This is a genomic window from Streptomyces zaehneri (assembly GCF_032248645.1).
Classification (GTDB): domain Bacteria; phylum Actinomycetota; class Actinomycetes; order Streptomycetales; family Streptomycetaceae; genus Streptomyces; species Streptomyces coriariae.
In genome coordinates, this window is record NZ_JASTTJ010000006.1 from 72387 (window position 1) to 97476 (window position 25090).

The 25090-nt window shown below is 70.9% G+C and carries 18 protein-coding genes, 1 tRNA gene and 2 pseudogenes; 20 read left to right on the plus strand and 1 reads right to left on the minus strand.

Features of this window, described 5'->3' with window-relative positions:
• Positions 1-87: 87 nt before the first annotated feature.
• From QQM72_RS12230 to QQM72_RS12315, 18 genes are all read left to right on the plus strand, one after another.
• Positions 88-1035: a beta-ketoacyl-ACP synthase III gene (locus QQM72_RS12230; RefSeq protein WP_314220871.1), complete on the plus strand. Its 948-nt coding sequence runs from the start codon at positions 88-90 to the stop codon at positions 1033-1035.
• Between the two features lie 227 nt (positions 1036-1262).
• On the plus strand, positions 1263-1940 hold the full coding sequence (locus QQM72_RS12235) for a GntR family transcriptional regulator (RefSeq protein WP_314220872.1): 678 nt from the start codon (positions 1263-1265) through the stop codon (positions 1938-1940).
• Between the two features lie 196 nt (positions 1941-2136).
• A complete protein-coding gene (locus QQM72_RS12240; RefSeq protein WP_142268154.1) occupies positions 2137-3318 on the plus strand; it encodes an ROK family transcriptional regulator in 1182 nt (393 codons plus the stop codon).
• Between the two features lie 161 nt (positions 3319-3479).
• The gene (locus QQM72_RS12245; protein ID WP_314220873.1) at positions 3480-5051 is read left to right on the plus strand and encodes a sugar ABC transporter ATP-binding protein; all 1572 of its coding nucleotides are present in this window, start codon (positions 3480-3482) and stop codon (positions 5049-5051) included.
• Complete coding sequence (locus QQM72_RS12250) at positions 5048-6064, plus strand: ABC transporter permease (RefSeq protein ID WP_314220874.1); 1017 nt, start codon at positions 5048-5050, stop codon at positions 6062-6064. Before QQM72_RS12245 ends, QQM72_RS12250 begins: the two co-directional genes overlap by 4 nt.
• 17 nt (positions 6065-6081) lie before the next feature.
• A complete protein-coding gene (locus QQM72_RS12255) occupies positions 6082-7143 on the plus strand; it encodes a substrate-binding domain-containing protein (protein ID WP_314220875.1) in 1062 nt (353 codons plus the stop codon).
• 555 nt (positions 7144-7698) lie between these two features.
• Positions 7699-8907 (plus strand): Gfo/Idh/MocA family protein, encoded by a 1209-nt coding sequence (locus tag QQM72_RS12260; RefSeq protein WP_314220876.1) that lies wholly within the window; start codon positions 7699-7701, stop codon positions 8905-8907.
• 21 nt (positions 8908-8928) lie between these two features.
• Positions 8929-9927, plus strand: coding sequence for a sugar phosphate isomerase/epimerase family protein (locus QQM72_RS12265; protein WP_314220877.1), 999 nt, complete (start codon positions 8929-8931; stop codon positions 9925-9927).
• Positions 9928-10055: 128 nt separating this feature from the next.
• Positions 10056-12554, plus strand: coding sequence for a carbohydrate-binding protein (locus QQM72_RS12270; protein ID WP_314220878.1), 2499 nt, complete (start codon positions 10056-10058; stop codon positions 12552-12554).
• A gap of 14 nt (positions 12555-12568) precedes the next feature.
• A complete protein-coding gene (locus QQM72_RS12275) occupies positions 12569-13951 on the plus strand; it encodes a ThuA domain-containing protein (RefSeq protein ID WP_314221084.1) in 1383 nt (460 codons plus the stop codon).
• Positions 13952-14134: 183 nt separating this feature from the next.
• Positions 14135-15349: an inositol-3-phosphate synthase gene (locus QQM72_RS12280; RefSeq protein ID WP_314220879.1), complete on the plus strand. Its 1215-nt coding sequence runs from the start codon at positions 14135-14137 to the stop codon at positions 15347-15349.
• A gap of 305 nt (positions 15350-15654) precedes the next feature.
• The gene (locus QQM72_RS12285; protein WP_314220880.1) at positions 15655-16629 is read left to right on the plus strand and encodes an SCO3242 family prenyltransferase; all 975 of its coding nucleotides are present in this window, start codon (positions 15655-15657) and stop codon (positions 16627-16629) included.
• Positions 16626-17849 (plus strand): sugar phosphate isomerase/epimerase family protein, encoded by a 1224-nt coding sequence (locus QQM72_RS12290; RefSeq protein WP_314220881.1) that lies wholly within the window; start codon positions 16626-16628, stop codon positions 17847-17849. The genes QQM72_RS12285 and QQM72_RS12290 overlap by 4 nt, the downstream gene beginning before the upstream one ends.
• On the plus strand, positions 17846-18682 hold the full coding sequence (locus QQM72_RS12295; protein WP_314220882.1) for an EboA domain-containing protein: 837 nt from the start codon (positions 17846-17848) through the stop codon (positions 18680-18682). Before QQM72_RS12290 ends, QQM72_RS12295 begins: the two co-directional genes overlap by 4 nt.
• The gene (locus QQM72_RS12300; RefSeq protein WP_314220883.1) at positions 18682-19530 is read left to right on the plus strand and encodes a TatD family hydrolase; all 849 of its coding nucleotides are present in this window, start codon (positions 18682-18684) and stop codon (positions 19528-19530) included. The genes QQM72_RS12295 and QQM72_RS12300 overlap by 1 nt, the downstream gene beginning before the upstream one ends.
• A gap of 3 nt (positions 19531-19533) precedes the next feature.
• A complete protein-coding gene (eboE, locus tag QQM72_RS12305; RefSeq protein ID WP_314220884.1) occupies positions 19534-20703 on the plus strand; it encodes a metabolite traffic protein EboE in 1170 nt (389 codons plus the stop codon).
• A complete protein-coding gene (locus QQM72_RS12310) occupies positions 20700-22148 on the plus strand; it encodes a nucleotide pyrophosphatase/phosphodiesterase family protein (protein WP_314220885.1) in 1449 nt (482 codons plus the stop codon). The genes eboE and QQM72_RS12310 overlap by 4 nt, the downstream gene beginning before the upstream one ends.
• 70 nt (positions 22149-22218) lie before the next feature.
• On the plus strand, positions 22219-23265 hold the full coding sequence (locus QQM72_RS12315) for a sugar phosphate isomerase/epimerase family protein (protein WP_314220886.1): 1047 nt from the start codon (positions 22219-22221) through the stop codon (positions 23263-23265).
• Positions 23266-23305: 40 nt separating this feature from the next.
• Here QQM72_RS12315 and QQM72_RS12320 read toward each other — a convergent pair.
• Positions 23306-23954, minus strand: a pseudogene (locus tag QQM72_RS12320) (MFS transporter); the annotation flags it as partial.
• Here QQM72_RS12320 and QQM72_RS12325 point away from each other — a divergent pair.
• Both QQM72_RS12325 and QQM72_RS12330 read left to right on the plus strand, forming a co-directional pair.
• Positions 23948-24307, plus strand: a pseudogene (locus tag QQM72_RS12325) (aldehyde dehydrogenase family protein); the annotation flags it as partial. The pseudogenes QQM72_RS12320 and QQM72_RS12325 sit on opposite strands and share 7 nt — an antisense overlap.
• Before the next feature lie 556 nt (positions 24308-24863).
• Positions 24864-24948: transfer RNA gene (locus tag QQM72_RS12330), tRNA-Leu, on the plus strand.
• Positions 24949-25090 lie beyond the last annotated feature (142 nt).

Sequence of the window (25090 nt, forward strand, 5' to 3'; positions counted from 1 at the left end):
GTTTCCTGTCGCTTCACGCGCCCTCGTACCCGTGAGTCACTGATCAGACTGGTGGATCCCGCTACCCAAGGCAACGAGGGGACCCCCATGAACGGCTCGCGCATCGCCGCCGTCGGCCACTACCAGCCCGCCAAGGTGCTCACCAACGAGGATCTGGCGGGCCTGGTCGACACCAGTGACGAGTGGATCAGGAGCCGGGTGGGCATCCGTACGCGCCACATCGCCGGCCCCGACGAGCCCGTGGACGAGCTGGCCGCGCACGCCGCCGCCAAGGCGCTCGCCGCGGCCGGCCTCGCGCCGAGTGACATCGACCTGGTGCTGGTCGCGACCTCCACGGCCGTCGACCGCTCGCCGAACATGGCAGCCCGGGTCGCCGCCCGCCTCGGCATCCCGCGGCCGGCCGCGATGGACGTCAACGTCGTCTGCGCCGGCTTCACCCACGCGCTGGCCACCGCCGACCACACGGTCCGCGCGGGCGCCGCGACCCGTGCCCTGGTCATCGGCGCCGACAAGATGTCCGAGGTGACCGACTGGAGCGACCGCACGACCTGCGTGCTCGTGGGCGACGGAGCGGGCGCCGCCGTGATCGAGGCCTGTCCCGACGGCGTGGAGCCCGGCATCTCACCGGTGCTGTGGGGCTCGCTGCCCGAGATGGGGCACGCGGTACGTATCGAGGGGCAGCCGGCACGGTTCGCGCAGGAGGGGCAGAGCGTCTACCGCTGGGCCACCACCCAGTTGCCGCCGCTGGCGCGCCAGGCCTGCGAGCGGGCGGGCCTCACCCCCGCGGACCTCGCCGCCGTCGTCCTGCACCAGGCGAACCTGCGCATCATCGAACCCCTCGCGCAGAAGATCGGCGCCGTCAACGCGGTGGTCGCGCGTGACGTCACCGAATCGGGTAACACGTCCGCCGCCAGCATCCCGCTCGCCTTCTCCAAGCTCGTCGAGCAGGGCGCCGTCTCCACGGGGGACCCGGTACTGCTGTTCGGCTTCGGCGGCAACCTGTCGTACGCGGGACAGGTCGTGCGCTGCCCGTGAGCGGGGCCGGGACGCGGTCGCGGGTGGATTTCCGCGGGTGGGGCACGGCGTAGTGTGACGCGATCGACTGTGCCCGGCTCTGGCTACTGTGCGCCGTAGACTGTAGACGAAAGACAATCGATACTCGGCTGTGGACAGTCGATCGGCTGCGGACGGCCGAGTACGTCAATCGACAGGTGGCTTTCCGGTTGCAGTTGCCCGGTGTTGCCCAGGAGGGGGACCGACCGATGTTGTCGACAGGACTGCCGCAGGGCGCGGTGCCCAAACTCGAACGCCCCGGCCCGCTGCGCGACCGCGTCTACGAGGCACTGCTCGAGCTCATCACCACCCGCGCCCTTCAGCCCGGCCAGCATCTCGTCGAGAGCGAGCTCGCCACGCATCTCGGTGTCTCACGGCAGCCGGTGCGCGAGGCGCTCCAGCGCCTGAACACCGAGGGCTGGGTGGACCTCAGGCCCGCCCAGGGCGCGTTCGTGCACGAGCCGACCGAGGACGAGGCGGATCAACTCCTCACCGTTCGCACGCTGTTGGAGGCGGAGGCCGCGCGGCTCGCCGCGGCGCACGCGGACAAGGCCGGCATCGAAGCGCTGGACGAGATCCTGGCCAAGGGCATGCTGGCCGTGGCAGGTGACGACGTGGACACCGCAGTCGCCCTGAACGCCCGCTTCCACGCGAAGATCATCGAGCTCGCGGGCAACGCGGTGCTCGCCGAGCTGGCGGCCCAGGTGGACCGCCGGGTGCGCTGGTACTACACGCCGATCGCGCGGCAGCGCGGTAATCAGTCCTGGATCGAGCACCGCGACCTGATCGCGGCGATCGCCGCCCACGACGAGCAGTCGGCCACCCGGCTGATGCGTGAACACACCGAGCACACCCGCCGTTCGTATCACGACCGCCCCAAGTCCTGAGCCTGCCCCGGGACGGGTGTCTCGCCGGGCTTCGACCGGTTCCGGGTGCGTCGGTTCCGCTCTTTGTCCTGCGAGTGGAGAAAGTTGACGGCAATCCGTGCACAGCTTCTTCCCAGGTTCGGCGGGCGCTGCTACGTTCCCTTCGAAAGCCCGACACGGGTGGCCGAACTGAGGCGGGGAGGGGCTCGTGAGACGTATGACGGCGCGACCCGCGAACGCCCATCAGGCCCGGCTGCTCAAGCTGTTGCGGGACGGCGGCCCCAACTCCCGAGCGCAACTGGGTGATCAGGTCGACCTGTCACGGTCCAAGCTGGCCGTGGAGGTGGACCGGCTGCTGGAGACGGGGCTGGTCGTCGCCGACGGACTCGCCGCCTCGCGCGGCGGCCGCCGCTCCCACAACGTCCGGCTCAACCCCGGGCTGCGCTTCCTCGGCGTCGACATCGGCGCGACCTCGGTCGACGTCGCCGTCACCAACGCCGAACTGGAGACCCTCGGACACCTCAACCAGCCCCTCGACGTACGTGAGGGTCCGGTCGCGGTTTTCGAGCAAGTCCTGTCCATGGCCGCGAAGTTGAGGGCGACGGGACTCGCCGAGGGCTTCGACGGCGCCGGCATCGGCGTACCCGGGCCGGTTCGTTTCCCCGAAGGTGTGCCGGTGGCACCGCCGATCATGCCCGGCTGGGACGGCTTCCCCGTGCGAGAGGCGCTCAGCCAGGAGCTGGGCTGCCCGGTGATGGTCGACAACGACGTGAACCTCATGGCGATGGGGGAGCAGCACGCGGGCGTCGCCCGCACCGTCGCCGACTTCCTCTGCGTCAAGATCGGCACCGGGATCGGCTGCGGCATCGTCGTCGGCGGCCATGTCTACCGCGGTACGACCGGCAGCGCGGGGGACATCGGGCACATCCAGGCCGTGCCCGACGGCCGGCCGTGCGCCTGTGGCAACCGGGGTTGCCTGGAGGCCTACTTCAGCGGTGCGGCCCTGGCCCGGGACGCGCTGGAGGCGGCCCAGCAGGGTCTCTCGGCGGAACTCGCGGCACGGCTGGCGACGAACGGCGGCCTCACCGCCGTCGATGTCGCCGCCGCGGCGGCCGCGGGAGACGCCACCTCCCTGGAGATGATCCGCGAGGGCGGCAATCGTGTCGGCCAGGTCATCGCCGGACTCGTCTCGTTCTTCAATCCCGGCCTGGTGGTGATCGGCGGCGGGGTGACCGGCCTCGGCCACACTCTGCTCGCCGCGATCCGTACCCAGGTGTACCGCCAGTCGCTGCCCCTGGCTACCGGCAACCTACCCATTGTCCTGGGGGAGTTGGGCCCCACCGCCGGTGTCATCGGCGCGGCCCGGCTGATCAGCGACCACCTCTTCTCACCCGCGTAAGCCGCCACCCGGCACGGTCTCACCAGCACAGCGTGTCGCTCCGTCCTGACCCGCTCCACCCTGTCCCTTCCCGCACTGCTCCGCCCTGCTCTGCTCTGCCCTGAGAACAACGACTTGTTCTGCCCTGACTCCGGCCCGCACGTCCGCCGAGGGGAACCCACATGGCAACAGAACCACCCCTGCTCAGCATGTCCGGCATCACCAAGTCCTTTCCCGGAGTACGGGCGTTGGACGGCGTCGACCTCGCCGTCCAGGCCGGTGAGGTGCACTGCCTGCTCGGCCAGAACGGTGCCGGCAAGTCCACCCTCATCAAGGTTCTGGCCGGCGCCCATCAGCCCGACGACGGCGTCATCCGCTGGCAGGGCGACCCCGTCACCCTGCGCTCCCCGATCGCAGCCATGCGCCTCGGCATCGCCACCATCTACCAGGAACTCGACCTGGTGGAGCACCTGTCGGTGGCCGAGAACGTCCACTTGGGACATGAACCCACGGCCGCCGGTTTCGTCGTGCGGGGCAAGCTGGCGCGCGCCTCGACGAGCGCCCTGCTGAAGCGGCTCGGGCATGCCGAGATCGATCCTGCCCGGCTGGTGGGGGAGTTGTCGGCGGCGCAACAGCAGATCGTCTCCATGGCGCGTGCGCTCTCGCACGACGTGCGGCTCATCGTGATGGACGAACCGTCCGCCGCGCTCGATCCCGACGAGGTCGACAACCTGTTCCGCATCGTCGGCGACCTGACCGCCGACGGGGTGGCCGTCGTCTACATCTCGCACCGGCTCGAGGAGATCCGCCGCATCGGCGACCGCGTGACCGTACTGAAGGACGGCCGCGCGGTGGCAGGCGGGCTCCCGGCGAAGACGACGCCGACCCGCGAGGTCGTCGCGTTGATGACGGGGCGCAACGTCGAGTACGTCTTCCCCGAGCGGCCGTCGCGTGACGTGGTCGCCGCCACGGACAGTGCCGCAGGAGTCGCAGGCGTAGGTGGCGGGTCCGCCGCCGGGACACCCGTGCTGGAAGTACGAGGGCTCGCGCGGGAAGGTGAGTTCGCGTCCCTCGACCTGTCCGTGCGTCCCGGGGAGATCGTCGGGCTCGCCGGACTGGTCGGCTCGGGGCGGTCGGAGATCCTGGAGACGATCTACGGAGCGCGTAAGCCGAGTGCCGGTCAAGTCCTCGTCGACGGGAGGCCGTTGCGTCCAGGCAGTGTGCGGGCGGCGGTCCGGGCCGGGCTCGGACTGGCCCCCGAGGAACGCAAGGCACAGGCCCTGCTGATGCTGGAGTCGGTCACCCGCAATGTCTCCGTCTCCTCCATGTCCCGCTTCTCACGCGGGGGTTGGATCGACCGGCGTGCCGAACGGGGTGCGGCACGGGCCGCGACGCGTGAGCTGTCGCTGCGCCCCGACAATCCGTCCGTCCCCGTGCGCACACTGTCCGGCGGCAACCAGCAGAAGGCGGTCCTGGCCCGCTGGCTGCTGCGTGGCTGCCGGGTCCTGCTCCTCGACGAGCCGACGCGCGGCGTCGACGTCGGTGCCCGCGCCGAACTGTATGCAGTCGTCCGTCGACTGGCTGACGAAGGCCTCGCCGTGCTGCTGGTCTCCAGTGAGGTGCCCGAGGTGCTCGGTCTCGCCGACCGAGTGCTGGTGCTCCGCGAAGGCCGCGTCGTGCACACTGCGCCCGCCCATGAGCTGGACGAACACCGCGTACTCGATCTCGTCATGGAAGGAAGCCCGGCGTCATGACGCAGCCCGTCTCCCCACCGCGGGACAGCACCGACAAGGTGTCGCAGATCCCGCCCCCGGCCTGGCGCACCACAGTGGCCCGCGCCGACGTCCGCACCCTCTCCCTGCTCGGCGTGCTCGCCGCGCTCGTCGTGATCGGGGGGTTCACCAAACCGGACGAGTTCCTCGACACCCGCAACCTGCAACTCGTCCTCACCCAGGGGTCCGTGATCGGTGTCGTCACCGTCGGGATGACCTTCGTCATCACCTCCGGAGGCATCGACCTCTCGGTCGGCGCGATCGTCGCGCTGGCCTCGGTGTGGGCGACCACGGTCGCCACCCAGGAATACGGTTTCGCGGGCATCCTCTTCACGGCGGTGATCGTCGGACTGGGCTGCGGCCTGGTCAACGGTCTGCTCATCGCCTATGGCGGGATGGTGCCGTTCATCGCGACGCTCGCCATGCTGGCCTCCGCCCGCGGACTTGCCCTCCAGCTCACGGACGGCCGGACGCAGATCGTGACCGTGGACGGCGTCCTCGACCTGGGCGAGCGCGACGCCTATGTGCTCGGAGTCCCGCCGCTCGTGATCGTCTTCGCGATCGTGACGGTCATCGGTTGGTTGGTGCTGAACCGCACCACGTTCGGCCGCCGCACGGTGGCCGTCGGCGGAAACGCCGAGGCCGCCCGGCTCGCCGGCATCGACGTACGCCGCCAGCGGCTGTACCTCTATCTGCTGTCCGGCCTGTGCTGCGGCATAGCCGCCTTCCTGCTGATCATCCTGTCCGGCTCGGGACAGAACACCAACGGCAACCTCTACGAACTCGACGCCATCGCGGCCGCGATCATCGGCGGCACGCTGCTCAACGGTGGGCGCGGCACCATCACCGGCTCCGTGCTCGGCGTACTGATCTTCACCACGATCACCAACATCTTCGCCCTGAACAACCTGCAGAGCGACGTCCAGCAGATCGCCAAGGGCGCGATCATCGTCGCCGCCGTGCTGGTCCAGCGCCGTACCGCGAGCACGACCTGAGGAAAGGGTTCACCGTCATGCCAGAACCGACACCGTTCACGAACCGCTTCACCAGTCGCAGAGGAATGCTCTTCGGGGCCGCCGCGGTCTCGGCCGGGACCCTCCTCATGGGTTGCACCAGCAATGATTCCAAGGACGAGGAACCGGCCGCGAACGACCAGCCGGCCGCCGACGACAAGCCCGGCAAGAAGGTCACCATCGGCTTCGCCGGACCGCAGGCCGACCACGGCTGGCTCAACGCCATCAACGACAACGCGGAGAGCCGCGCGAAGAAGTACTCCGACGTGACGCTGGAGATCACCGAGGGATCGAACGACACCGCCCAGCAGATCGGCCAGATCGAGACCCTCATCAACAAGAAGGTCGACGTCCTGGTCGTGCTGCCCGCCGACGGCAAGGCCCTCACCCAGGTCGGTCTGAAGGCGATGCGCGCGGGCATCCCCGTCGTCAACCTCGACCGGATCTTCAACACGCCGCAGGCGTACCGGTGCTGGGTCGGTGGCGACAACTACGGAATGGGTCTCAACGCCGGGCACTACATCGGGGAGAAACTCAAGGGAAAGTCCGACGCCCGGGTGATCGAACTCGCCGGCCTGGACAACCTGGAGCTCACCAAACAGCGCACCCAGGGCTTTGACGACGCGCTGAAGAACTACCCCAACATCAAGAAGGTAGCTCGGCAGGCCGCCGAGTTCACGGTCGAGTCGGGGCAGGCCAAGATGGCCCAACTGCTCCAGGCGCAGTCCAAGTTCGACGCTCTGTGGAACCACGACGACGACCAGGGCGTGGGCGCGCTGCGCGCCATCGAGCAGGCCGGACGTGACGACTTCCTGATGGTCGGCGGAGCGGGCGCGCTCGCGGCCTTCCAGGCGATCAAGCAGGACAACGGTGTCCTGAAGGCAACCGTTCTCTACCCGCCGACCATGGCCGCCTCCGCCATCGACCTCGCCCGCGCGCTCGGCCAGGGCAAGGGCGTCGGCGGTCTCGCCGAGTACGAGATCCCCGCCTCGATCACCCTCTACTCGGCGGTCGTCGACAAGACCAACGTCGACCAGTACATGTCCACCGGCTTCAAGTAGGGCGTGCTGTGTCCGGGGGGCGGTCACAGGCCACCCGGTTCGGCAGCGGTACACGGGCTGTCGGCTACGGGATACGAAGTACGGGATACGGGCGACGAGGGAGCGGCCCCGGGCTCCGTGCGCCGGGCACTCGGCCGGGCGGCCTGAACCGCGCGGGTGGTGCGGGAGTCACCGACTTCCGTGGGGTTCCTCCCCGCTCGGAACGTTGCGTGCGCGGTCGTCAACTCTCCCTGGAGGAGGCCACCGGGTCCGCGGGCCGAGCACTGTCCGAAGGGCCGCATCCACCGCGTTGACCGCATGCAGCGCGTCCACCGCATCGACCCGTCCACCCCGTCCACCCTGTCCACCGCGTCCACCCCGTCGACCGGGAAAGGCCGGGCCCGACGAGCCTGCCGCGCCGCCCGAGCGAGCCCCGTCCGAGCCGAACCCGCGCGCCGGGCGGCATCAGCCCCGTCCGGCAACACCGGCTCCCCCTGGGCATCCGCCGGACGGCCGGGCCCTTGTGCCGGACAGCGTCCCACCCCCCCGTGCCACGACGACAAGGAGGACAACCGTATGGAACAGCCGCAGCAGTCAGCAGGACCGGAGGCGGGCAAGCAGCCGCTCCGTGTGGGGATGGTCGGATACGCGTTCATGGGCGCCGCCCATTCCCAGGGCTGGCGTACCGCGAGCAGAGTCTTCGATCTTCCCCGCCGTCCGGTCCTCGCCGTGATCTGCGGCCGCGACCCCTCCGCCGTGCGGGCGGCGGCGGACCGGCACGGCTGGGCGGCTACCGAGACCGACTGGCGTGCTCTGATCGCCCGGGACGACGTCGACCTCGTCGACATCTGCACCCCCGGCGACTCCCACGCCGAGATCGCTCTGGCGGCGCTGGCCGCCGGCAAACACGTGCTGTGCGAGAAGCCCCTCGCGAACACCGTCGAGGAGGCCGAGACCATGGCCCGCGCGGCCGAAGCAGCCCACGCGAGGGGTCAGTTGGCGATGGTCGGCTTCAACTACCGGCGGGTCCCGGCCACCGCGCTGGCGCGGCGGATGGTCTCCGAAGGCCGACTGGGCACGCTGCGTCATGCTCGTGTGACGTACCTTCAGGACTGGTTGGTAGACCGCGAGTTCCCGCTGACGTGGCGACTGCGCAGGGAACTGGCCGGCTCCGGATCGCTCGGCGACCTGGGCGCGCACATCGTCGACCTCGCACAGCATCTGGCGGGGGAGCGGCTCGCGGGAGTCTCCGCGATCACCGAGACCTTCGTACGGCAGCGGCCGTTGCCCGGGGGTCCGACGAGCGGCCTGAGCGCGGCCTCCGCCGACGGCACCGGCACGGTCACCGTGGACGACGCGGCCCTGTTCACCGGCCGCTTCACCTCCGGCGCGCTCGCCTCCTTCGAGGCGACCCGGTTCGCCACCGGACGCAAGAACGCCCTGCGTCTCGAACTCAACGGTGAACGAGGCTCGTTGGCCTTCGACCTGGAGCGCCTGAACGAGCTCTGGTTCCACGACGCGACCGAACCGAGCACACACGCCGGCTTCCGCCGCATCCTCGTCACCGAACCGGACCACCCCTACCTGAACGCCTGGTGGCCGCCGGGCCATGGGCTCGGCTACGAGCACACCTTCGTCCACCAGGTCCGCGACCTGGTGCACGCGGTCGCCGAGGGCAGCCGCCCCGAACCCTCCTTCGCCGACGGGCTGCAGGTTCAGCGCGTCCTGGCGGCGGTCGAGGAGAGCGCCGAGAAGAACTCCGTCTACACCCCGATAGCGGACTGAGGACCAAGGAGCGCCTGGAGCATGCCGCGTACGTTCACACTCTTCACCGGCCAATGGGCCGACCTGCCCCTGGAAGAGGTCTGCCGCCTCGCCCGCGACTTCGGCTATGCCGGGCTCGAACTCGCATGCTGGGGCGACCACTTCGAGGTCGACAAGGCACTCTCGGATCCCGGGTACGTGGAGTCTCGCCATCAACTCCTCGACAAGTACGGGCTGAAGTGCTGGGCCATCTCCAACCATCTGGTGGGGCAGGCGGTCTGTGACGCCATCATCGACGAACGCCACCAGGCCATCCTGCCCGCCCGTATCTGGGGCGACGGCGAGCCGGAGGGCGTCCGGCGGCGAGCCGCCGCCGAGATCGCCGACACAGCCAGGGCCGCGGCCGCCTTCGGGGTCGACACGGTGATCGGTTTCACCGGCTCCGCCATCTGGCATCTGGTCGCCATGTTCCCGCCCGCGCCCGAGTCGATGATCGAGCGGGGCTACGAGGACTTCGCCGAGCGCTGGAACCCCGTTCTCGACGTCTTCGACGCGCAGGGAGTGCGGTTCGCGCACGAGGTGCACCCCAGCGAGATCGCATACGACTACTGGACGACCGTACGCACGTTGGAGGCGGTCGACCGTCGACCGGCGTTCGGCCTCAACTTCGACCCGAGCCACTTCGTGTGGCAGGACCTCGACCCGGTCGGCTTCCTGTGGGACTTCCGCGACCGCATCTACCACGTGGACTGCAAGGAGGCCCGCAGGCGTCTGGACGGCCGCAACGGCCGCCTCGGCTCCCATCTGCCCTGGGGCGACCCGCGACGCGGCTGGGACTTCGTCTCCGCCGGCCACGGCGACGTCCCCTGGGAGGACGTCTTCCGCATGCTGCGCTCGATCGACTACCAGGGCCCGATCTCCGTGGAGTGGGAGGACGCCGGGATGGACCGGCTCCAGGGCGCCCCCGAGGCCCTCGCCCGCCTGCGCGCATTCGACTTCGAGCCGCCCTCCGCGTCCTTCGACGCGGCGTTCGGCAACTGAGCCCGCTGAGCGAAGCGAGGCGACCGAGCCCCCCACAGGCTCACCTGAGTGTTCATCCGTCACCGGGATGACGGCGCATCCCGGCATTCGCACCCGCCCGTACAACCAGCCCCACTCTGGAGGCATCCGTGCACGGGAACGACCCCACCACCGGCACCCGCAGAGCCGAGACCCGCGGACGACGTCCATCGCTGCGCAGAGCCGTCGCCCTCCTGAGCGGCGCCCTGCTGGCCGGCGCCTCGCTCACTCTCACCGCACCCCGGGTCGGCGCAGCCGTCGCCGACCCGGTGGTCACGGCAGCCGAGGACTTCCAGCAGGTCACCCTCGCCAAGGGAGAGGCCGAGGTGGGCGAGCCCATGTCGCTCGCCGTGCTGCCCGACCGCTCCGTCCTGCACACCTCACGCGACGGCGAACTCCGGCTCACCGACGCCGCCGGCAACACCCGACTGGCCGGAAAGCTCGACGTCTACTCCCACGACGAGGAGGGCCTCCAAGGCATTGGGGTGGACCCGGAGTTCGCAGCCAACCGTTTCATCTACCTCTACTACGCACCGCCCCTGAGTACCCCGGCGGGCGATGCCCCAGAGACCGGAACAGCCGCCGACTTCGCTCCCTTCGACGGTGTCAACCGACTCTCCCGCTTCGTGCTCGGGGCGGACGGGACGCTCGATGCAGCGAGCGAGACGAGGATCCTCGACGTACCGGCCTCGCGCGGCCTGTGCTGCCACGTCGGCGGCGACATCGACTTCGACGCGGCAGGGAACCTCTACCTGTCCACCGGCGACGACAGCAACCCCTTCCAGTCGGACGGCTTCACGCCCATCGACGGGCGCGACAACCGCAATCCCGCGTTCGACGCCCGCCGCTCCTCCGGCAACACCAACGACCTGCGCGGCAAGATCCTGCGCATCAAGGTGAACACCGACGGCTCGTACACCATCCCGGACGGCAACCTGTTCGCGCCCGGTACGGACAGGACGCGGCCAGAGATCTACGCGATGGGTTTCCGTAACCCGTTCCGATTCAGCGTCGACAAGGCCACCGGCATCCTCTACGTGGGCGACTACGGCCCCGATGCCGGCGCGGCAGACCCGGCTCGTGGTCCGGCCGGCCAGGTCGAGTTCGCACGGGTCACCGGGCCCGGCAACTTCGGGTGGCCGTTCTGTACGGGCGACAATGATCCGTATATCGCATACGATTTCGCGACGGGTGTATCCGGTGCGCCCTTCGACTGTGCCGCCCCGAAGAACACCTCGCCGCACAACACCGGCATCACCGACCTCCCCCCGGCCCAGCCCGCCTGGATTCCGTACGACGGCCCGTCGGTACCCGAGTTCGGCGACGGTTCCGAGTCCCCGATGGGCGGCCCCGTCTATCACTACGACGCCTCGGTCGACTCGCCGGTGAAGTTCCCGGAGGCCTACGACGGGAACTTCCTCGCCGGTGAGTTCGGCCGGCGCTGGATCAAGCGCATCGTCAGCGATGCGAACGGCGCCGTGCGGTCGATCAACGCAGTCCCGTGGACCGGCACCCAGGTGATGGACATGGCGTTCGGGCCCGACGGGGCGCTGTACGTCCTCGACTACGGCACCGCCTGGTTCGGCGGTGACGAGCACTCCGGTCTGTACCGCATCGAGAACGCCACCGACGGGCACTCCCCGGTCGCCCAGGCCGCAGCCGACCGCACGTCGGGACAGGCCCCTCTGAAGGTACGTTTCTCCTCCGCCGGAACGACCGACCAGGACGGCGACGCGCTCACCTACAACTGGGACTTCGGCGACGGCGGCACCTCGACGGCGGCCAACCCCACGCACAACTACAAGAGGAACGGCACGTACAACGCGACCCTGACCGCCGAGGACGGCTCCGGCCGTACCGGCAGCGCGAGCGTGCAGATCGTGGTGGGGAACACGGCGCCGAAGGTGGTGCTGGAATCGCCGAAGGACGGTCAGTTGTTCAGTTTCGGCGACGCGATCCCGTTCAAGGTGAAGGTCACCGACCCGGAGGACGGCAAGGCGATCGACTGCTCCAAGGTCGAGGTCACGTTCGTCCTCGGTCACGACAGCCACGGTCACCCGGTAACGTCGGCAACCGGTTGCACCGGAACTCTCCAGACCAGCGCCGACGGCGGCCACGACGAGGACGCCAACATCTTCGGAGTCCTCGACGCCGAGTACAGCGACGGCGGAGGCGGCGGCCAGGCCCCGCTCACCTCGCACGACCAGAACGTCCTTCAGCCCCGCCACCGCCAGGCCGAGCACTTCGGCGACTCGTCCGGCGTCACGGTCATCACCAAGGACGTCGCCCACGGCGGCAGGACGGTCGGCGACATCGACAACGGTGACTGGATCTCCTTCACGCCGTACGTCCTCGGCAACGCCACGAAGGTCACGGCACGTGTCTCCTCGGGGGGCGCGGGCGGAACGCTGGAGATCCGCGCCGGCTCGCCGACCGGCACCCTGCTGGGCAAGGCGACCGTCCCGGTGACCGGCGGCTGGGAGACCTTCCAGGACGTCGGCGCCGACCTGTCCCGCACCCCCCGCGGCACCACCACGCTCCACCTCGTCTTCAAGGGCGGCACCGGCGCTCTCTTCGACGTGGACGACTTCACCTTCACAACCGGCTGAGAGGAGAGCACGTGATGTACGCAACCCGCCGACTGGCCACCGTCGTCGTGGGCGCGACGCTGCTCCTCGGCAGTGTCTCGGGCCCGGCTGCCTCACACTCGGGGGACATCGGGAGCAACGGCATGGGGAAGGGAAACAGCGGGAAACGGGTGCTGGTCTTCTCCAAGACCGCCGGCTTCCGGCACGACTCGATCCCGGACGGCTTCGCCGCGGTGCGGGAACTCGGCGCGACGGGCGGCTTCGGAGTCGACGCCACCGAGGACGCGGGCGCCTTCACGCCGGGGAACCTGCGACGCTACGAGGCCGTCGTCTTCCTGTCGACGACCGGGGACGTGCTGGATCCAGCGCAACAGGCCGCCTTCGAGGGCTACATCCAACACGGCGGCGGATATGTGGGGGTTCACGCGGCGGCCGACACCGAGTACGACTGGGAGTTCTACGGCGGCCTCGTCGGGGCCCGGTTCCAGTCGCATCCGGCGATCCAGCCGGCGACGGTCGACATCGAGGACCGGGCCCACCCGGCGACCTCGGGGCTCGCCCGCACCTGGAACCGCACCGACGAGTGGTACAACTACCGCTCCAACCCGCGCGAGCGGGCGCACGTCCTGGCCTCGCTCGATGAACGGTCCTACACGGGCGGCACCATGAACGGCGACCATCCGATCGCCTGGTGCCAGAACTATCAGGGCGGCCGTGCCTTCTACACCGGGGGCGGCCACACGAAGGAGTCCTACGCGGATCCTGTATTCCGTAGACACCTGCTGGGCGGAATACTGTATGCGGTCGGCGATGTGCAGGCCGACTGCCGACCGGAGAACGGATACCGTCCACTCTTCGACGGCACGTCCCTGGACGGCTGGCGGCAGGCCGGACCCGGCTCCTTCACCCTCTCCGACGACGGCACGCTGACGTCCACCGGCGGAGTGGGTCTGCTCTGGTATGCCGGTCGTGGCTTCGGGGCGTACTCCGTGAAGCTCGACTGGAGGACCACCGCCGCCGGCCCGGGCGATCCTGGCGACGACAACTCCGGTGTGTTCGTGGGCTTCCCGCCGTCGGACGACCCGTGGTCCGCGGTGAACAACGGCTACGAGATCCAGATCGACGCCACCGACGTCCCCGAGAAGACCACCGGGTCGGTGTACGGCTTCCGGTCAGCCGACCTGAAGAAGCGGGACCGCGCGCTGAACCCGCCGGGGGAGTGGAACACGTACGAGATCCGGGTGGAGGGCGAACGCCTGCGAGTCTGGCTCAACGGCGTGAAGATCAACGACTTCACCAATACCGATCCTGCGCGGAGCCTGCGCGACGGACACCTCGGCCTTCAGAACCACGGAGCCGACGACCAGGTGTCCTTCCGTGACGTCCGGATCAGGGAACTGCCCGACCAGGGCCACTGAACGGCGGCGGGCGGGGGACGCCGTACCCCCGCCCGCCGTCACCACCCCGGCTCCTCATCACGCCGAACTTCCCCGCGGTTGAGCGCCGTTCGTCTTCCTCTCGCTTCTTCTCGCTTCTTCTCCCTTGTTCTCCCTTCCTCCCGCCTCGTACTCCGGGGTTCGCGCACGACAAGGAGGCTGCCCATGTCCGCGTCCCTCTCCCGCCCCCCGCGCGTCGGCGTCTGGCTGATCGGGGCCCGCGGTTCCGTGGCCACCACCGTGGTCGCGGGGTGCGCCGCCGTCACGGCCGGCCTGCACCCGCCGACGGGCCTGGTCACCGAGACGCCCGCCTTCGCCGACAGCGGCCTGCCCGCCTTGTCCTCCCTCGTCTTCGGCGGACACGACACGACCGACTGCCCTCTGCCCAAACGCGCTGAGCAACTCGCCGCCGGAGGAGTCCTCCCGGTGGGCCTGCCTGCGGCAGTCGAGGCCGAACTCAGCGCCGCCGATGGGGAGATCAGGCCCGGAGGCCCTGTTCCAGGAGACGCCCGCAGTGACGAGCGGCTGATCGCGGAGTTCGCCGCCGACATAGGCGACTTCGTACGGCGGCGCGGTCTCGTGCGCGCGGTGGTGGTGAACGTGGCCTCGACCGAACCGGCGGCGACCGGCTCCGGGCTGCCGCCGAGTTCTCTCTACGGGGCCGCGGCCCTGCGAGCCGGCTGCCCGTACGTGAACTTCACCCCGTCCACGGGACTGCACCACCCCGCGCTGGTCCCCGTGGCGGAGTCGAGCGGGCTGCCGTACGCGGGCCGTGACGGCAAGACCGGGCAGACGCTGCTCCGTTCCGTCCTGGGGCCGATGTTCGCTCAGCGGGCACTGGCCGTCCGGGCCTGGTCCGGCACCAATCTCCTGGGCGGAGGTGACGGGGCCGCCCTCGCCGACCCGGCCGCCGCCGAGGCGAAGAACGCGGGCAAGGAACGCGTCCTCGCCGACACCCTCGGGACGGCTCCCGAGGGCCGGGTGCACATCGACGACGTTCCGGTACTGGGGGACTGGAAAACCGCCTGGGATCACGTCGCCTTCGACGGCTTCCTGGGTACCCGCATGATCCTCCAGACCATCTGGCAGGGCTGCGACTCCGCGCTCGCGGCACCGCTCGTCCTCGACCTGGCCCGCCTCGCCGCCCGGTCCCACGAAGCCGGCCTGTCCGGCCCGCTCGGCGAACTCGCCTTCTTCTTCAAGGACCCCGTGGGCGAAGCGCCGTCGGCCCTGGCGGAGCAACACGCGCAACTGGAGCGGTTCGCCCGACGGCTGAGGGGCGGCGGGGGAGGCGGCGACGGGACTGGCGAGACCGGCGAACGCCAGACGCCCGGGGCACGGCGCGACCGCACGACGAGGTCGGGCGGGCAGGCGGGATGAGCGGGGGCGATGCGGTGCGTGGAGTTCAGGGACGAGCGGACGCGTCGGCCACCGTGCCGGACGGGGGGATGGCCGCGGCCACCGTGCCGGACGGGGGGATGCCTGGGGATGCCGGTGCGTCGGGCCGTTGGGTGGCTTCGGAGGCCGGTATGCCGGACGGCAGGGTGGCTGCGGATACCGGTATCTCGGACGGGTGGGCGGCTTCGGAGGCCGGCACCCCGGACGGGAGGGTGACTTCGGAGGCCTGTACGCCGGATGGGTGGGCGGCTTCGGAGGCCTGTACGCCGGGTGGGACGCCCGATGCGGTGGGCGGTGCCGCGGCGCGGGACCGCGCGCGCGTGCGGGCCTGGGCCGAACTGCTGCGGCTGCCCGCGCTGTTCACTGTCCCCGGCGACGCGCTGGCGGGCGCCGCCGCGCTGACCCGGCGCCCCGACCACCGGACCCTGCTCGCTGTCGGCTCCTCCTGCTGTCTGTACGAGGCCGGCATGCTTCTCAACGACTGGGCGGACCGCGCGGAGGACGCCGCCGATCGCCCGCACCGCCCTCTCCCGTCCGGCCGTGTGAGCCCCACCGCCGCCTTCGCGGCGGCGTGCGGCCTCACCGTCGCCGGTCTCGCCCTGGCCGCCCGGGCGGGCCGCCCGGCGCTGCTGGTCGCGGCTCCGCTCGCGGCCACCGTCTGGTCCTACGACCTGGCCCTGAAGCACACGCCCGCAGGCCCGTTCGCCATGGCCGCCGCCCGTGGCCTGGACGTCCTCCTGGGTGCCGCGGCCACCGGGGGACGCGCCCGTTCGGCCCTGCCCTCCGCCGTCCTCCTGGCCACGCACACGCTCGCGGTCACGACCCTGTCCCGTCAGGAGACCCGCGAGGGCACGCCGGCGGCAGCCCTGGCCGCCCTGGCCACGACAGGGGCACTGACCTGGCTGGTGCAGCGTCGGCCGCCACCCGGCACGCCACCGCACCGGCGGTCACCCCACGGGCGGCTGCACGGTCACCGTGGGAGACCACAGCAAGGAACCGCACAGCGCTCGGCCGCCCCGCTGACCGCAGCGCTCGCCGCCGCCTACGCCACCACCACGGCCCGCTCCTACCTGCACGCCTCCCTCAACCCGTCCCCTCCACTCACCCAACAAGCCGTCGGCGCCGGCATCCGCGGCACCATTCCCCTCCAGGCCGCGCTCATCGCCCGCTCGGGAGCAACCGCTGCCACGGCCATCGCGCTGCTCACGGCCGCCCTGGCACCGGTCGCCCGGAGACTCGCGCGGCGGGTGAGCATCACATGAACCCCGGACCTACGAGCCGCGAGCACGGCCCCGACGAGAAGGCCCCGAACGCGATCACCCCGCACCCGCCCTCGTCGCGGCCCCTGGCATCGCGGCATTCGCCCCCGCATTCCTCCTCGCTCCCTCCTTCGCTCCCGCTCCGCTTCGGCTACGGCACGAACGGCCTCGCCGATCTCCGCCTCGACGACGCCCTCGCCCTGCTCTCCGACATCGGCTACGACGGTGTCGGACTGACGCTCGACCACATGCACCTCGACCCGTTCGCCCCGGACCTCGCCGTCCGCGTGCGACACCTCGCGCACCGACTGGACGTCCTCGGGCTGGACGTCACCATCGAGACCGGCGCCCGCTATGTCCTGGACCCGCGGCGCAAGCACGGCCCCTCCCTCCTGGACCCGGAGCCCGACGACCGCGCCCGCCGCGTCGACCTGCTGCTCCGCGCCGTCCGGATCGCCGGGGAACTCGGCGCGCACGCCGTCCACTGCTTCAGCGGAACCCTCCCGCCAGGCACGCCGACAAAGACCGCATGGCAGCGCCTCGCCGCGACTCTCGCCCCCGTCCTGGACGCCGCCGCGTCCGCCGGCATCCCCCTCGCCATCGAGCCCGAACCCGGTCACCTCCTGGCCACCCTCGCCGACTTCCACCGACTCCGCCGGGCCCTGGACGACCCGGCGTCCCTCGGCCTCACGCTCGACATCGGCCACTGTCAGTGCATCGAGCCACTCCCGCCCGCCGACTGCGTACGCGCGGCGGTCCCATGGCTGCGTCACGTCCAGATCGAGGACATGCGCCGTGACGTCCACGAACACCTTCCCTTCGGGGAGGGGGAGATCGACTTCCCGCCCGTCCTGGCCGCTCTCGCCGACAGCGGCTACCGCGGGCTGACGGTCGTCGAACTGCCCCGCCACTCCCACGCCGGCCCCCACCACGCCGAAGCCTCCCTCCCGTTGCTCCGCCAGGCGGCGGCATCCGCTCAAGTCACCCTCGCCGACCACGCCGATCCGAAGTCGCCCCGCTCCCCGGTCCCGACCGCCGGCACGACCGCCCCTGCAACCGTCGGCCCAACCGCCGTCCCGGCCCACGGCCTTGCCATCGGGCCTTCCGGCCGGCAGCGGACACCTGCCGCCCCCTCACTCCCGAGCCGCCCGTCCCGGGCAGCGAACCCGCCCGTCGCGCCACCTGGCGAGCCCTCCGCCACCCCGGAAGGGAGTACTCCATGACCCACCCCCACGCCGCCTCGGCCTTCCCGGAAGCGGCACGCGCGGGCACCACCCCGGCCCGCACACCCCTCGACGCCCTGCACCGCCACCTCGACACCCATCTCGAGGCGCCCGCCCGCGTCTGGTTCCGCCGAGCCCTCGACGAGGCCGCCGCCCACCCGGGCAGCCATGGGCCCATCTCGGTGTGGGAGTTACGCCTCGCCGAGGCCGGGCGCCGTTGCGGCAGCCGCTACGCCGACGCCGCCCGCGTGCTCATCCTCCGCGCGGCCCGAGCCGACCCGGAGTCGCTGGCCCGCGTGTACTTCCAGGGCACCGCCGAGGAACGTCGCGCGGTCCTGCACGCGCTGCCCCATCTCGTGTCCGGGCCCGACGCCCTCCCGCTCGTCGAGGACGCCCTGCGCACCCATGACACCCGGCTCGTCGCGGCCGCCGTCGGCCCCTACGCCGCCCGTCACCTCGACGCGCACGCCTGGCGCCATGCCGTCCTGAAGTGTCTCTTCGCCGGAGTACCCGTCGACGAGGTGGCGGGCCTCGAACAGCGCGCCCGCGCCGACGCCGAACTCGCCCGCATGCTCGGCGACTACGCCACCGAGCGCACCGCCGCGGGCCGCCCCGTACCCCGCGATCTGCACCGCGTCCTGACTCTGACCGGTCTGCCCGATCCGATGGCTCCGCCCGATCCGACGTCTCTGCCCGGCCCGACGGCTCTGCCCGATCCGAATCCTCTTGCCTCGACCGGCTCGGGCGCACCCACCCCGGACCTCCACCGCACGGACCCCCCTGGCGCGGGCAGTCCCCACCGCCCGGCCCACCCCCACGGCAAGGAGTCCTGATGCGCATCTTCGACCCCCACATCCACATGACCTCGCGCACCACCGACGACTACGAGGCGATGCACGCGGCCGGCGTCCGCGCCGTCGTCGAGCCGGCCTTCTGGCTGGGACAGCCCCGCACCTCGACCGCCTCCTTCCTCGACTACTTCGACTCCCTTCTCGGCTGGGAACCGTTCCGGGCCGCGCAGTACGGCATCGCCCATCACTGCGCGCTCGCCCTCAACCCCAAGGAGGCCAACGACCCGCGCTGCGCCGCCGTCCTGGAGGAGCTGCCGCGCTATCTCGTCAAGGACCACGTCGTGGCCGTAGGCGAGATCGGCTACGACTCGATGACCCCCGCCGAGGACACCGCCCTGGCCGCCCAGCTCCAACTGGCCGCCGGCCACGCCCTGCCGGCTCTCGTGCACACCCCGCACCGCGACAAGCTCGCCGGACTGCGCCGCACCCTCGACGTCGTCCGTGAATCCGCCCTGCCGCCGGACCGGGTCCTGCTCGACCACCTCAACGAGACCACCGTGAAGGAGGCGAAGGACGCCGACTGCTGGCTGGGCTTCTCCGTCTACCCCGACACCAAGATGGACGAGACCCGCATGATCGGGATCCTCCGCCTGTACGGGCCGGAGAAGGTCCTCGTGAACAGCGCCGCGGACTGGGGCAGGAGCGACCCGCTCAAGACCCGGCGGGTCGCCGACCTCATGCTCGCGTCCGGCTTCACCGAGGACGACGTCGATCTCGTCCTGTGGCGCAACCCCGTCGCCTTCTACGGCCTCAGCGGCCGTCTCGCCCTCGAGGTGAGCGCCCCCGACCCCGCCCACGAGGGCAATTCCATCCTGCGCGGCGGGGAGTGAACGATGCGCTTCCGGCACCCCGACGGCACCACCGTCCACCTCGCCTACTGCACCAACGTGCACCCCGCCGAGACCCTCGACGGTGTCCTCACACAGCTGCGCGACCACTGCGAACCCGTCCGGCGCCGCCTCGGCCGCGACCGGCTCGGTGTCGGGCTGTGGCTCGCCAGGGATGCCGCCCGGGCCCTCGACTCCGATCCGTCGGCCCTGCGCGGCCTGCGCACCGCACTCGACCGGCGGGGCCTCGAGGTCGTGACCCTCAATGGTTTCCCGTACGAGGGTTTCGGCGCCGAGGAGGTCAAGTACCGCGTGTACAAGCCCGACTGGGCAGACGCAGAACGCCTGGAGTACACCACCGCACTGGCCCGTGTCCTCGCCGGGCTTCTCCCCGACGATGTCACCGAGGGCACCATCTCCACCCTTCCGCTCGGCTGGCGCACCGCCTGGAGCGCGGCACGTGCCGCGACGGCCCACTCCGCCCTGCGCACCCTCGCCGAGCGCCTGGACGCGCTGGAGGAGCTGACCGGTCGTTCCGTCCGGGTCGGCCTGGAACCGGAACCCGGCTGCACCGTCGAGACCACCGCCGACGCCCTCGCCCCGCTCGCGGCCGTCGGCCACCCCCGTATCGGTGTCTGCGTCGACACCTGCCATCTCGCCACCTCCTTCGAAGACCCGGACACCGCCTTGGACGCGCTCGCCGAAACCGGCGTCCCCGTCGTCAAATCCCAGCTGTCGGCCGCCCTGCACGCCGAACACCCGCGTCTGCCCGCCGTCCGCGAAGCTCTCACCGCGTTCGACGAACCCCGCTTCCTGCACCAGACCCGCACCCTCACCGCCACCGGCCTGCGCGGTACCGACGACCTCGGCGAGGCACTGGGCGGCTCCGCTCTGCCGGACACCGGGCCCTGGCGCGCCCACTTCCACGTCCCGCTGCACGCGGCCCCCGCCGCGCCCCTCACCTCCACGCTCCCCGTACTCAAAGCCGCGCTGACCCGCCTGGTCGGCGGCCCGCACCCGCTGACCCGTCACCTCGAGGTCGAGACCTACACCTGGCAGGCCCCCCCACCCGAACTGCGGCCCCGCGCCCGAGCCCAGCTCGCCGACGGCATCGCCGCCGAACTCGCCCTGGCACGCGACCTCTTGACCGACCTCGGCCTCAAGGAGCTCCCATGAGCAGCCCGGCATCCGGCGACACCGGGCCCCAGGACCGGCCCGGACCCCACGCCCGCGCCTCTGTCCCGAGGACGCCCGTGCCCCTCCTCGTCCTCGACGTCGTCGGTCTCACCCCCCGCCTGCTCGATCACATGCCGCACCTCAGGACCCTCGCCCAGGCGGGCTCCCTCGCACCGCTCGGGACCGTCCTGCCGGCTGTCACCTGTGCCGCGCAGTCCACCTTCCTCACCGGCACGCTTCCCGCGGAGCACGGCATCGTGGGCAACGGCTGGTACTTCCGCGAGCTCGGCGACGTCCTGCTGTGGCGTCAGCACAACGCTCTCGTGGCCGGCGACAAGCTGTGGGACGCCGCCCGGCGGGCGTATCCCGGTTACACGGTCGCCAACATCTGCTGGTGGTACGCCATGGGCGCCGACACCGACTACACCGTCACCCCCCGGCCGATCTACTACGCCGACGGCCGCAAGGAGCCCGACTGCTACACCCGCCCCGCGGCCCTGCACGACGAACTCACCGAAAAGCTCGGCACCTTCCCCCTCTTCCACTTCTGGGGACCGGGCGCGGACCTGGTCTCCAGCCGGTGGATCGTCGACGCGACCCGCCACATCCTGCTCACCCGCAATCCCGACCTGGCCCTGTGCTACCTCCCTCACCTCGACTACGACCTCCAGCGTTTCGGCCCCGACGACCCCCGTTCCCTCCGGGCGGCCGCCGCCCTGGACACGGCCATGGCCCCCCTTCTGGCCGACGCCCGGGCCCAGGGCCGTACGGTCGTCGTGCTGTCCGAGTACGGCATCACCCGGGTGAGCAGGCCTGTGGACATCAACCGCGCTCTGCGCCGTGCGGGCCTGCTCGAGGTGCACACCCAGGACGGCATGGAGTATCTCGACCCGATGGCGTCCCGTGCCTTCGCGGTCGCCGATCACCAGCTGGCCCACGTCTACGTGCGCCGTCCCGAGGACCTGCCCCGCGTGCGGGAGGTGCTGGAGGGACTGCCCGGTGTCGGTGAACTCCTCGGTGACGAGGGCAAGAAGAGCCACGGTCTGGACCACCCGCGCTCCGGCGAACTCGTCGCCGTGGCGGAGCCGGACGCCTGGTTCACGTACTACTACTGGCTCGACGACGCCCGCGCGCCCGACTTCGCGCAGCTGGTGGAGATCCACCGCAAGCCCGGCTACGACCCGGCCGAGCTGTTCATGGATCCGCTCGACCCGTACGTGAAGGTCAAGGCGGCGGGCGCGCTGGCCCGCAAGAAGCTCGGCCTGCGCTACCGCATGGCGGTGGTGCCCCTCGATCCGTCACCTATTCGCGGCAGCCACGGCCGCCTTCCCGCGAGCGACGACGACGGTCCGCTCCTCATCTGCTCCACCCCCCGTTCGCTCGGCGACCGCGTCGCGGCCACCGACGTGAAAGCACTGCTGCTCCAACTGGCCGGTCTGTGCTGACCGGTTGCCGAATGTCACAAGTGAAGCACTCACCACTGACAACGCCCTCCGATCCCGAGGAGTTCCAGACATGAGCCGCATCCGCGACATCGACCCCGAACTCACCCGCCGCCTGACCAGACGAGGCATGCTCGGCGTCGCAGCGGGAGCCACCGCGGCCGCGCTGCTGGGAGCCGCCGCCTCGCCCGCCGGCGCGGCGCCCGTCACCGGCACCGGTGCCTCCACGACCGGCCGCGGCCGTCCCGTCCTGCCCCCCGGCCGGCTCGGCATCCAGCTCTACAGCCTGCGCGACAAGGTCTCCACGCTGGGCTTCGCCCCCGTCTTCGCCGAGTTGAAGAAGTACGGATACGACGAGGTCGAGTTCGCCGGCTACACCCAGGGCTCCGCGGGCCCGATCACCCTTGCCCAGCTCAAGCGGCTGGCACGCGACAACGGACTGACGCCGATCGGCAGCCACGTCGGCTACTACGCCGACGACCCGAACGCCTACACCTTCGCCCAGAACCTCACCAAGGTCCTCGACGACGCCCAGGCCCTCGGCCTCAAGCACATCGGCACCGCCTCCGGGCCGTTCCGCTACGGGTCCACCGTCGACGCGTGGAAGCGCGCGGCCGAGGAGTTCAACACGTACGGAGCGGCGGCGCGGGCCCGCGGCATGAAGTTCTACCAGCACAACCACTCCGACGAGTTCGGCTTCGCGACCGACAGCCCCAGGGTCCGTCTCTACGACGTGCTGCTCGCCGAGACCGACCCCGACCTGGTGTTCCTGGAGATGGACATCTTCTGGGCGTATGCCGGACAGTTCCGCTTCTCGAAGCGGGCCGACGGTACGGCCGCGCCCTTCGAGCCGCTGGACTACGTACTGAGGCAGCCGCATCGCTATCCGCTCTTCCACGTCAAGGACGGCGTCAGCGACCCCTCGAACCAGTTCGGGTACCGGATGACCGACGTCGGGGACGGTGACATCGACTACCAGCGGTTCATCTCCGCCGTGACCCGGCTGCGCGGTGAGCGGCCGGCCCACCACTGGCAGGCCGAGCACGACAACCCGGTCGAGTCGTTCGCCTTCGCACGGAAGTCGAGCGCGCACCTGCACGCGTTGCGCGAGAAGTGCTGAGCGCCTGGCGCCCCATGCGCTGACCGGACGCGCGCGCATGTCAGGCCGCTTCCTCGCCGAGCGGATGCGGGTTGGGGACGATGCGACGACCGGCCGCCGGCCTGCCCGGTGCCTTCAGGAAGAGCGCCAGTACCGAGGAAGCGAGCCCGATGCAGCCCGCCAGGACGAAAGCGCCCTCGTAGTCCCACGCGCCGACCACGATCGAGCCGACTCCGGAGCCCACGAGGCCCGAGACGAGCTTGGAGCTGTAGACCATGCCGTAGTTGCTGGCGTTGTTGTTCTCACCGAAGCAGTCCGCGGTCATGGCGGCGAACAGCGGGAAGATCGCACCGCCGCCGAAGCCGGAGACCATGGAGCAGAACAGGAAGAGCGGCATGCTGCCCATCTGGCCGCAGACCAGCACCCCGAACTGTGCGGTACCGAGCACCAGGCAGACGATGATCAGGGTGTGGCGGCGTCCGTAACGGTCGGAGATCCAGCCGATGACGCCGCGCCCGGTGCCGTTGACGATCGCCTTCAGGGACATGGCCGTGGCCACGATCCCCCCGGCGAAGCCCATGTCCTTGCCGAACGGCACCTGGAAGGCGATGCCGAAGATGTTGATCCCGGCCGTGCACAGCAGACAGAACCACATCATCCACAGGACGGGGGTACGCGCTGCCCTCCTTGGGGGTGTACTGCCTCACCGCCGTCGTCGCCGCTGCACCACGCGGAGCCGTTCGGCCCGGTCGACACCATCGTCCTGGTCGACACCGAGGCGGAGCTGCTGGCCGCCATGAACGCGTCCAACGGCGCACTCGTCGCCACCCTGTCCACGGACGACCGGAGCACCTTCGAACGGCTGGCCCCACAGATCCGCGCGTTCAAGGCCGGTCATGGCACCGCCCGCTCCCGAGGCGACCGCGACGAGCTCTTCGGCGGTCTCGGCGCGTCCTGGCGGGGCGCGTTCGTCGGCGGGGAGCTGCTGGTGCGCGCGGTGACACAGGGGCCGACGGGGGAGAGGCTGCCCGGGAACTTCCCGGACTACCAGCTGATGCCCTGACCACGCGCCGGACGGACAGCGGGCCGAGGCCGCGGCAGTGCCTCGGCCGGCCGCACAGGGGGCGGGGCACTGCCCCTCGGATTCGATCACCAGTGCGACAAGCGACCGGTGACGGGTACGGACCGATACTCCCGGGGCGGGGTGAGTGAGCGAGAAGCGCCGCCGGTGCTCCAGGAGTACCGGCTCGCCCGCCTCCTCCAGCACGCACAGGCCGAACCGGCCGGGGAGCCGGCGCAGGGGCTCGTCCCGTACGGGGTGGACGGCCGCGAGCCGGCCGTCCGGGCTGCCCGGAGCGGCCCGAGACGGCGCGCCGGGCCGCGGAGCGCCGGTTCCTCGCCCCGCTGGGCGAGCGGGCGGCGGCCGCGCTGCCGCGGGCGCTGCGGATGCCCGTCGAGGAGCCGACGGTGAAGTCACCACCCGGTCACCCGGTGCGAGGTGCCCGTATGGCGGTCCCGTCACCCGTGCGGCCAGCGGATATGCAGGTGAGACCCACTCCGAAACCTTGGTATTGTTGTGCCTGTCGCCGCGGGGGTAACTCACGCAGCGGCAACACCTTGTCCGGGTGGCGGAATGGCAGACGCGCTAGCTTGAGGTGCTAGTGCCCTTTATCGGGCGTGGGGGTTCAAGTCCCCCCTCGGACACTCTCACTCTCCGTATCGAGCGGCTTCCGTTCGGTGAACGGTCAATTACCCGCATTCGGCGTTCCGCCGGGTGCGGGTTTTGTTGTTTCCGTATCCCTTGCCTCCGGAATGTCGCGGAAGCCCGTTTATCGGTTGTCCTGTC

Excerpts from the sequence above, each read along its gene's own strand:
- QQM72_RS12230 (WP_314220871.1), top strand. The coding sequence starts at position 88 with ATGAACGGCTCGCGCATCGCCGCCGTCGGCCACTACCAGCCCGCCAAG.
- QQM72_RS12235 (WP_314220872.1), top strand. The coding sequence starts at position 1,263 with ATGTTGTCGACAGGACTGCCGCAGGGCGCGGTGCCCAAACTCGAACGC.
- QQM72_RS12240 (WP_142268154.1), top strand. The coding sequence starts at position 2,137 with ATGACGGCGCGACCCGCGAACGCCCATCAGGCCCGGCTGCTCAAGCTG.
- QQM72_RS12245 (WP_314220873.1), top strand. The coding sequence starts at position 3,480 with ATGGCAACAGAACCACCCCTGCTCAGCATGTCCGGCATCACCAAGTCC.
- QQM72_RS12250 (WP_314220874.1), top strand. The coding sequence starts at position 5,048 with ATGACGCAGCCCGTCTCCCCACCGCGGGACAGCACCGACAAGGTGTCG.
- QQM72_RS12255 (WP_314220875.1), top strand. The coding sequence starts at position 6,082 with ATGCCAGAACCGACACCGTTCACGAACCGCTTCACCAGTCGCAGAGGA.
- QQM72_RS12260 (WP_314220876.1), top strand. The coding sequence starts at position 7,699 with ATGGAACAGCCGCAGCAGTCAGCAGGACCGGAGGCGGGCAAGCAGCCG.
- QQM72_RS12265 (WP_314220877.1), top strand. The coding sequence starts at position 8,929 with ATGCCGCGTACGTTCACACTCTTCACCGGCCAATGGGCCGACCTGCCC.
- QQM72_RS12275 (WP_314221084.1), top strand. The coding sequence starts at position 12,569 with ATGTACGCAACCCGCCGACTGGCCACCGTCGTCGTGGGCGCGACGCTG.
- QQM72_RS12280 (WP_314220879.1), top strand. The coding sequence starts at position 14,135 with ATGTCCGCGTCCCTCTCCCGCCCCCCGCGCGTCGGCGTCTGGCTGATC.
- QQM72_RS12290 (WP_314220881.1), top strand. The coding sequence starts at position 16,626 with ATGAACCCCGGACCTACGAGCCGCGAGCACGGCCCCGACGAGAAGGCC.
- QQM72_RS12295 (WP_314220882.1), top strand. The coding sequence starts at position 17,846 with ATGACCCACCCCCACGCCGCCTCGGCCTTCCCGGAAGCGGCACGCGCG.
- QQM72_RS12300 (WP_314220883.1), top strand. The coding sequence starts at position 18,682 with ATGCGCATCTTCGACCCCCACATCCACATGACCTCGCGCACCACCGAC.
- eboE (WP_314220884.1), top strand. The coding sequence starts at position 19,534 with ATGCGCTTCCGGCACCCCGACGGCACCACCGTCCACCTCGCCTACTGC.
- QQM72_RS12310 (WP_314220885.1), top strand. The coding sequence starts at position 20,700 with ATGAGCAGCCCGGCATCCGGCGACACCGGGCCCCAGGACCGGCCCGGA.
- QQM72_RS12315 (WP_314220886.1), top strand. The coding sequence starts at position 22,219 with ATGAGCCGCATCCGCGACATCGACCCCGAACTCACCCGCCGCCTGACC.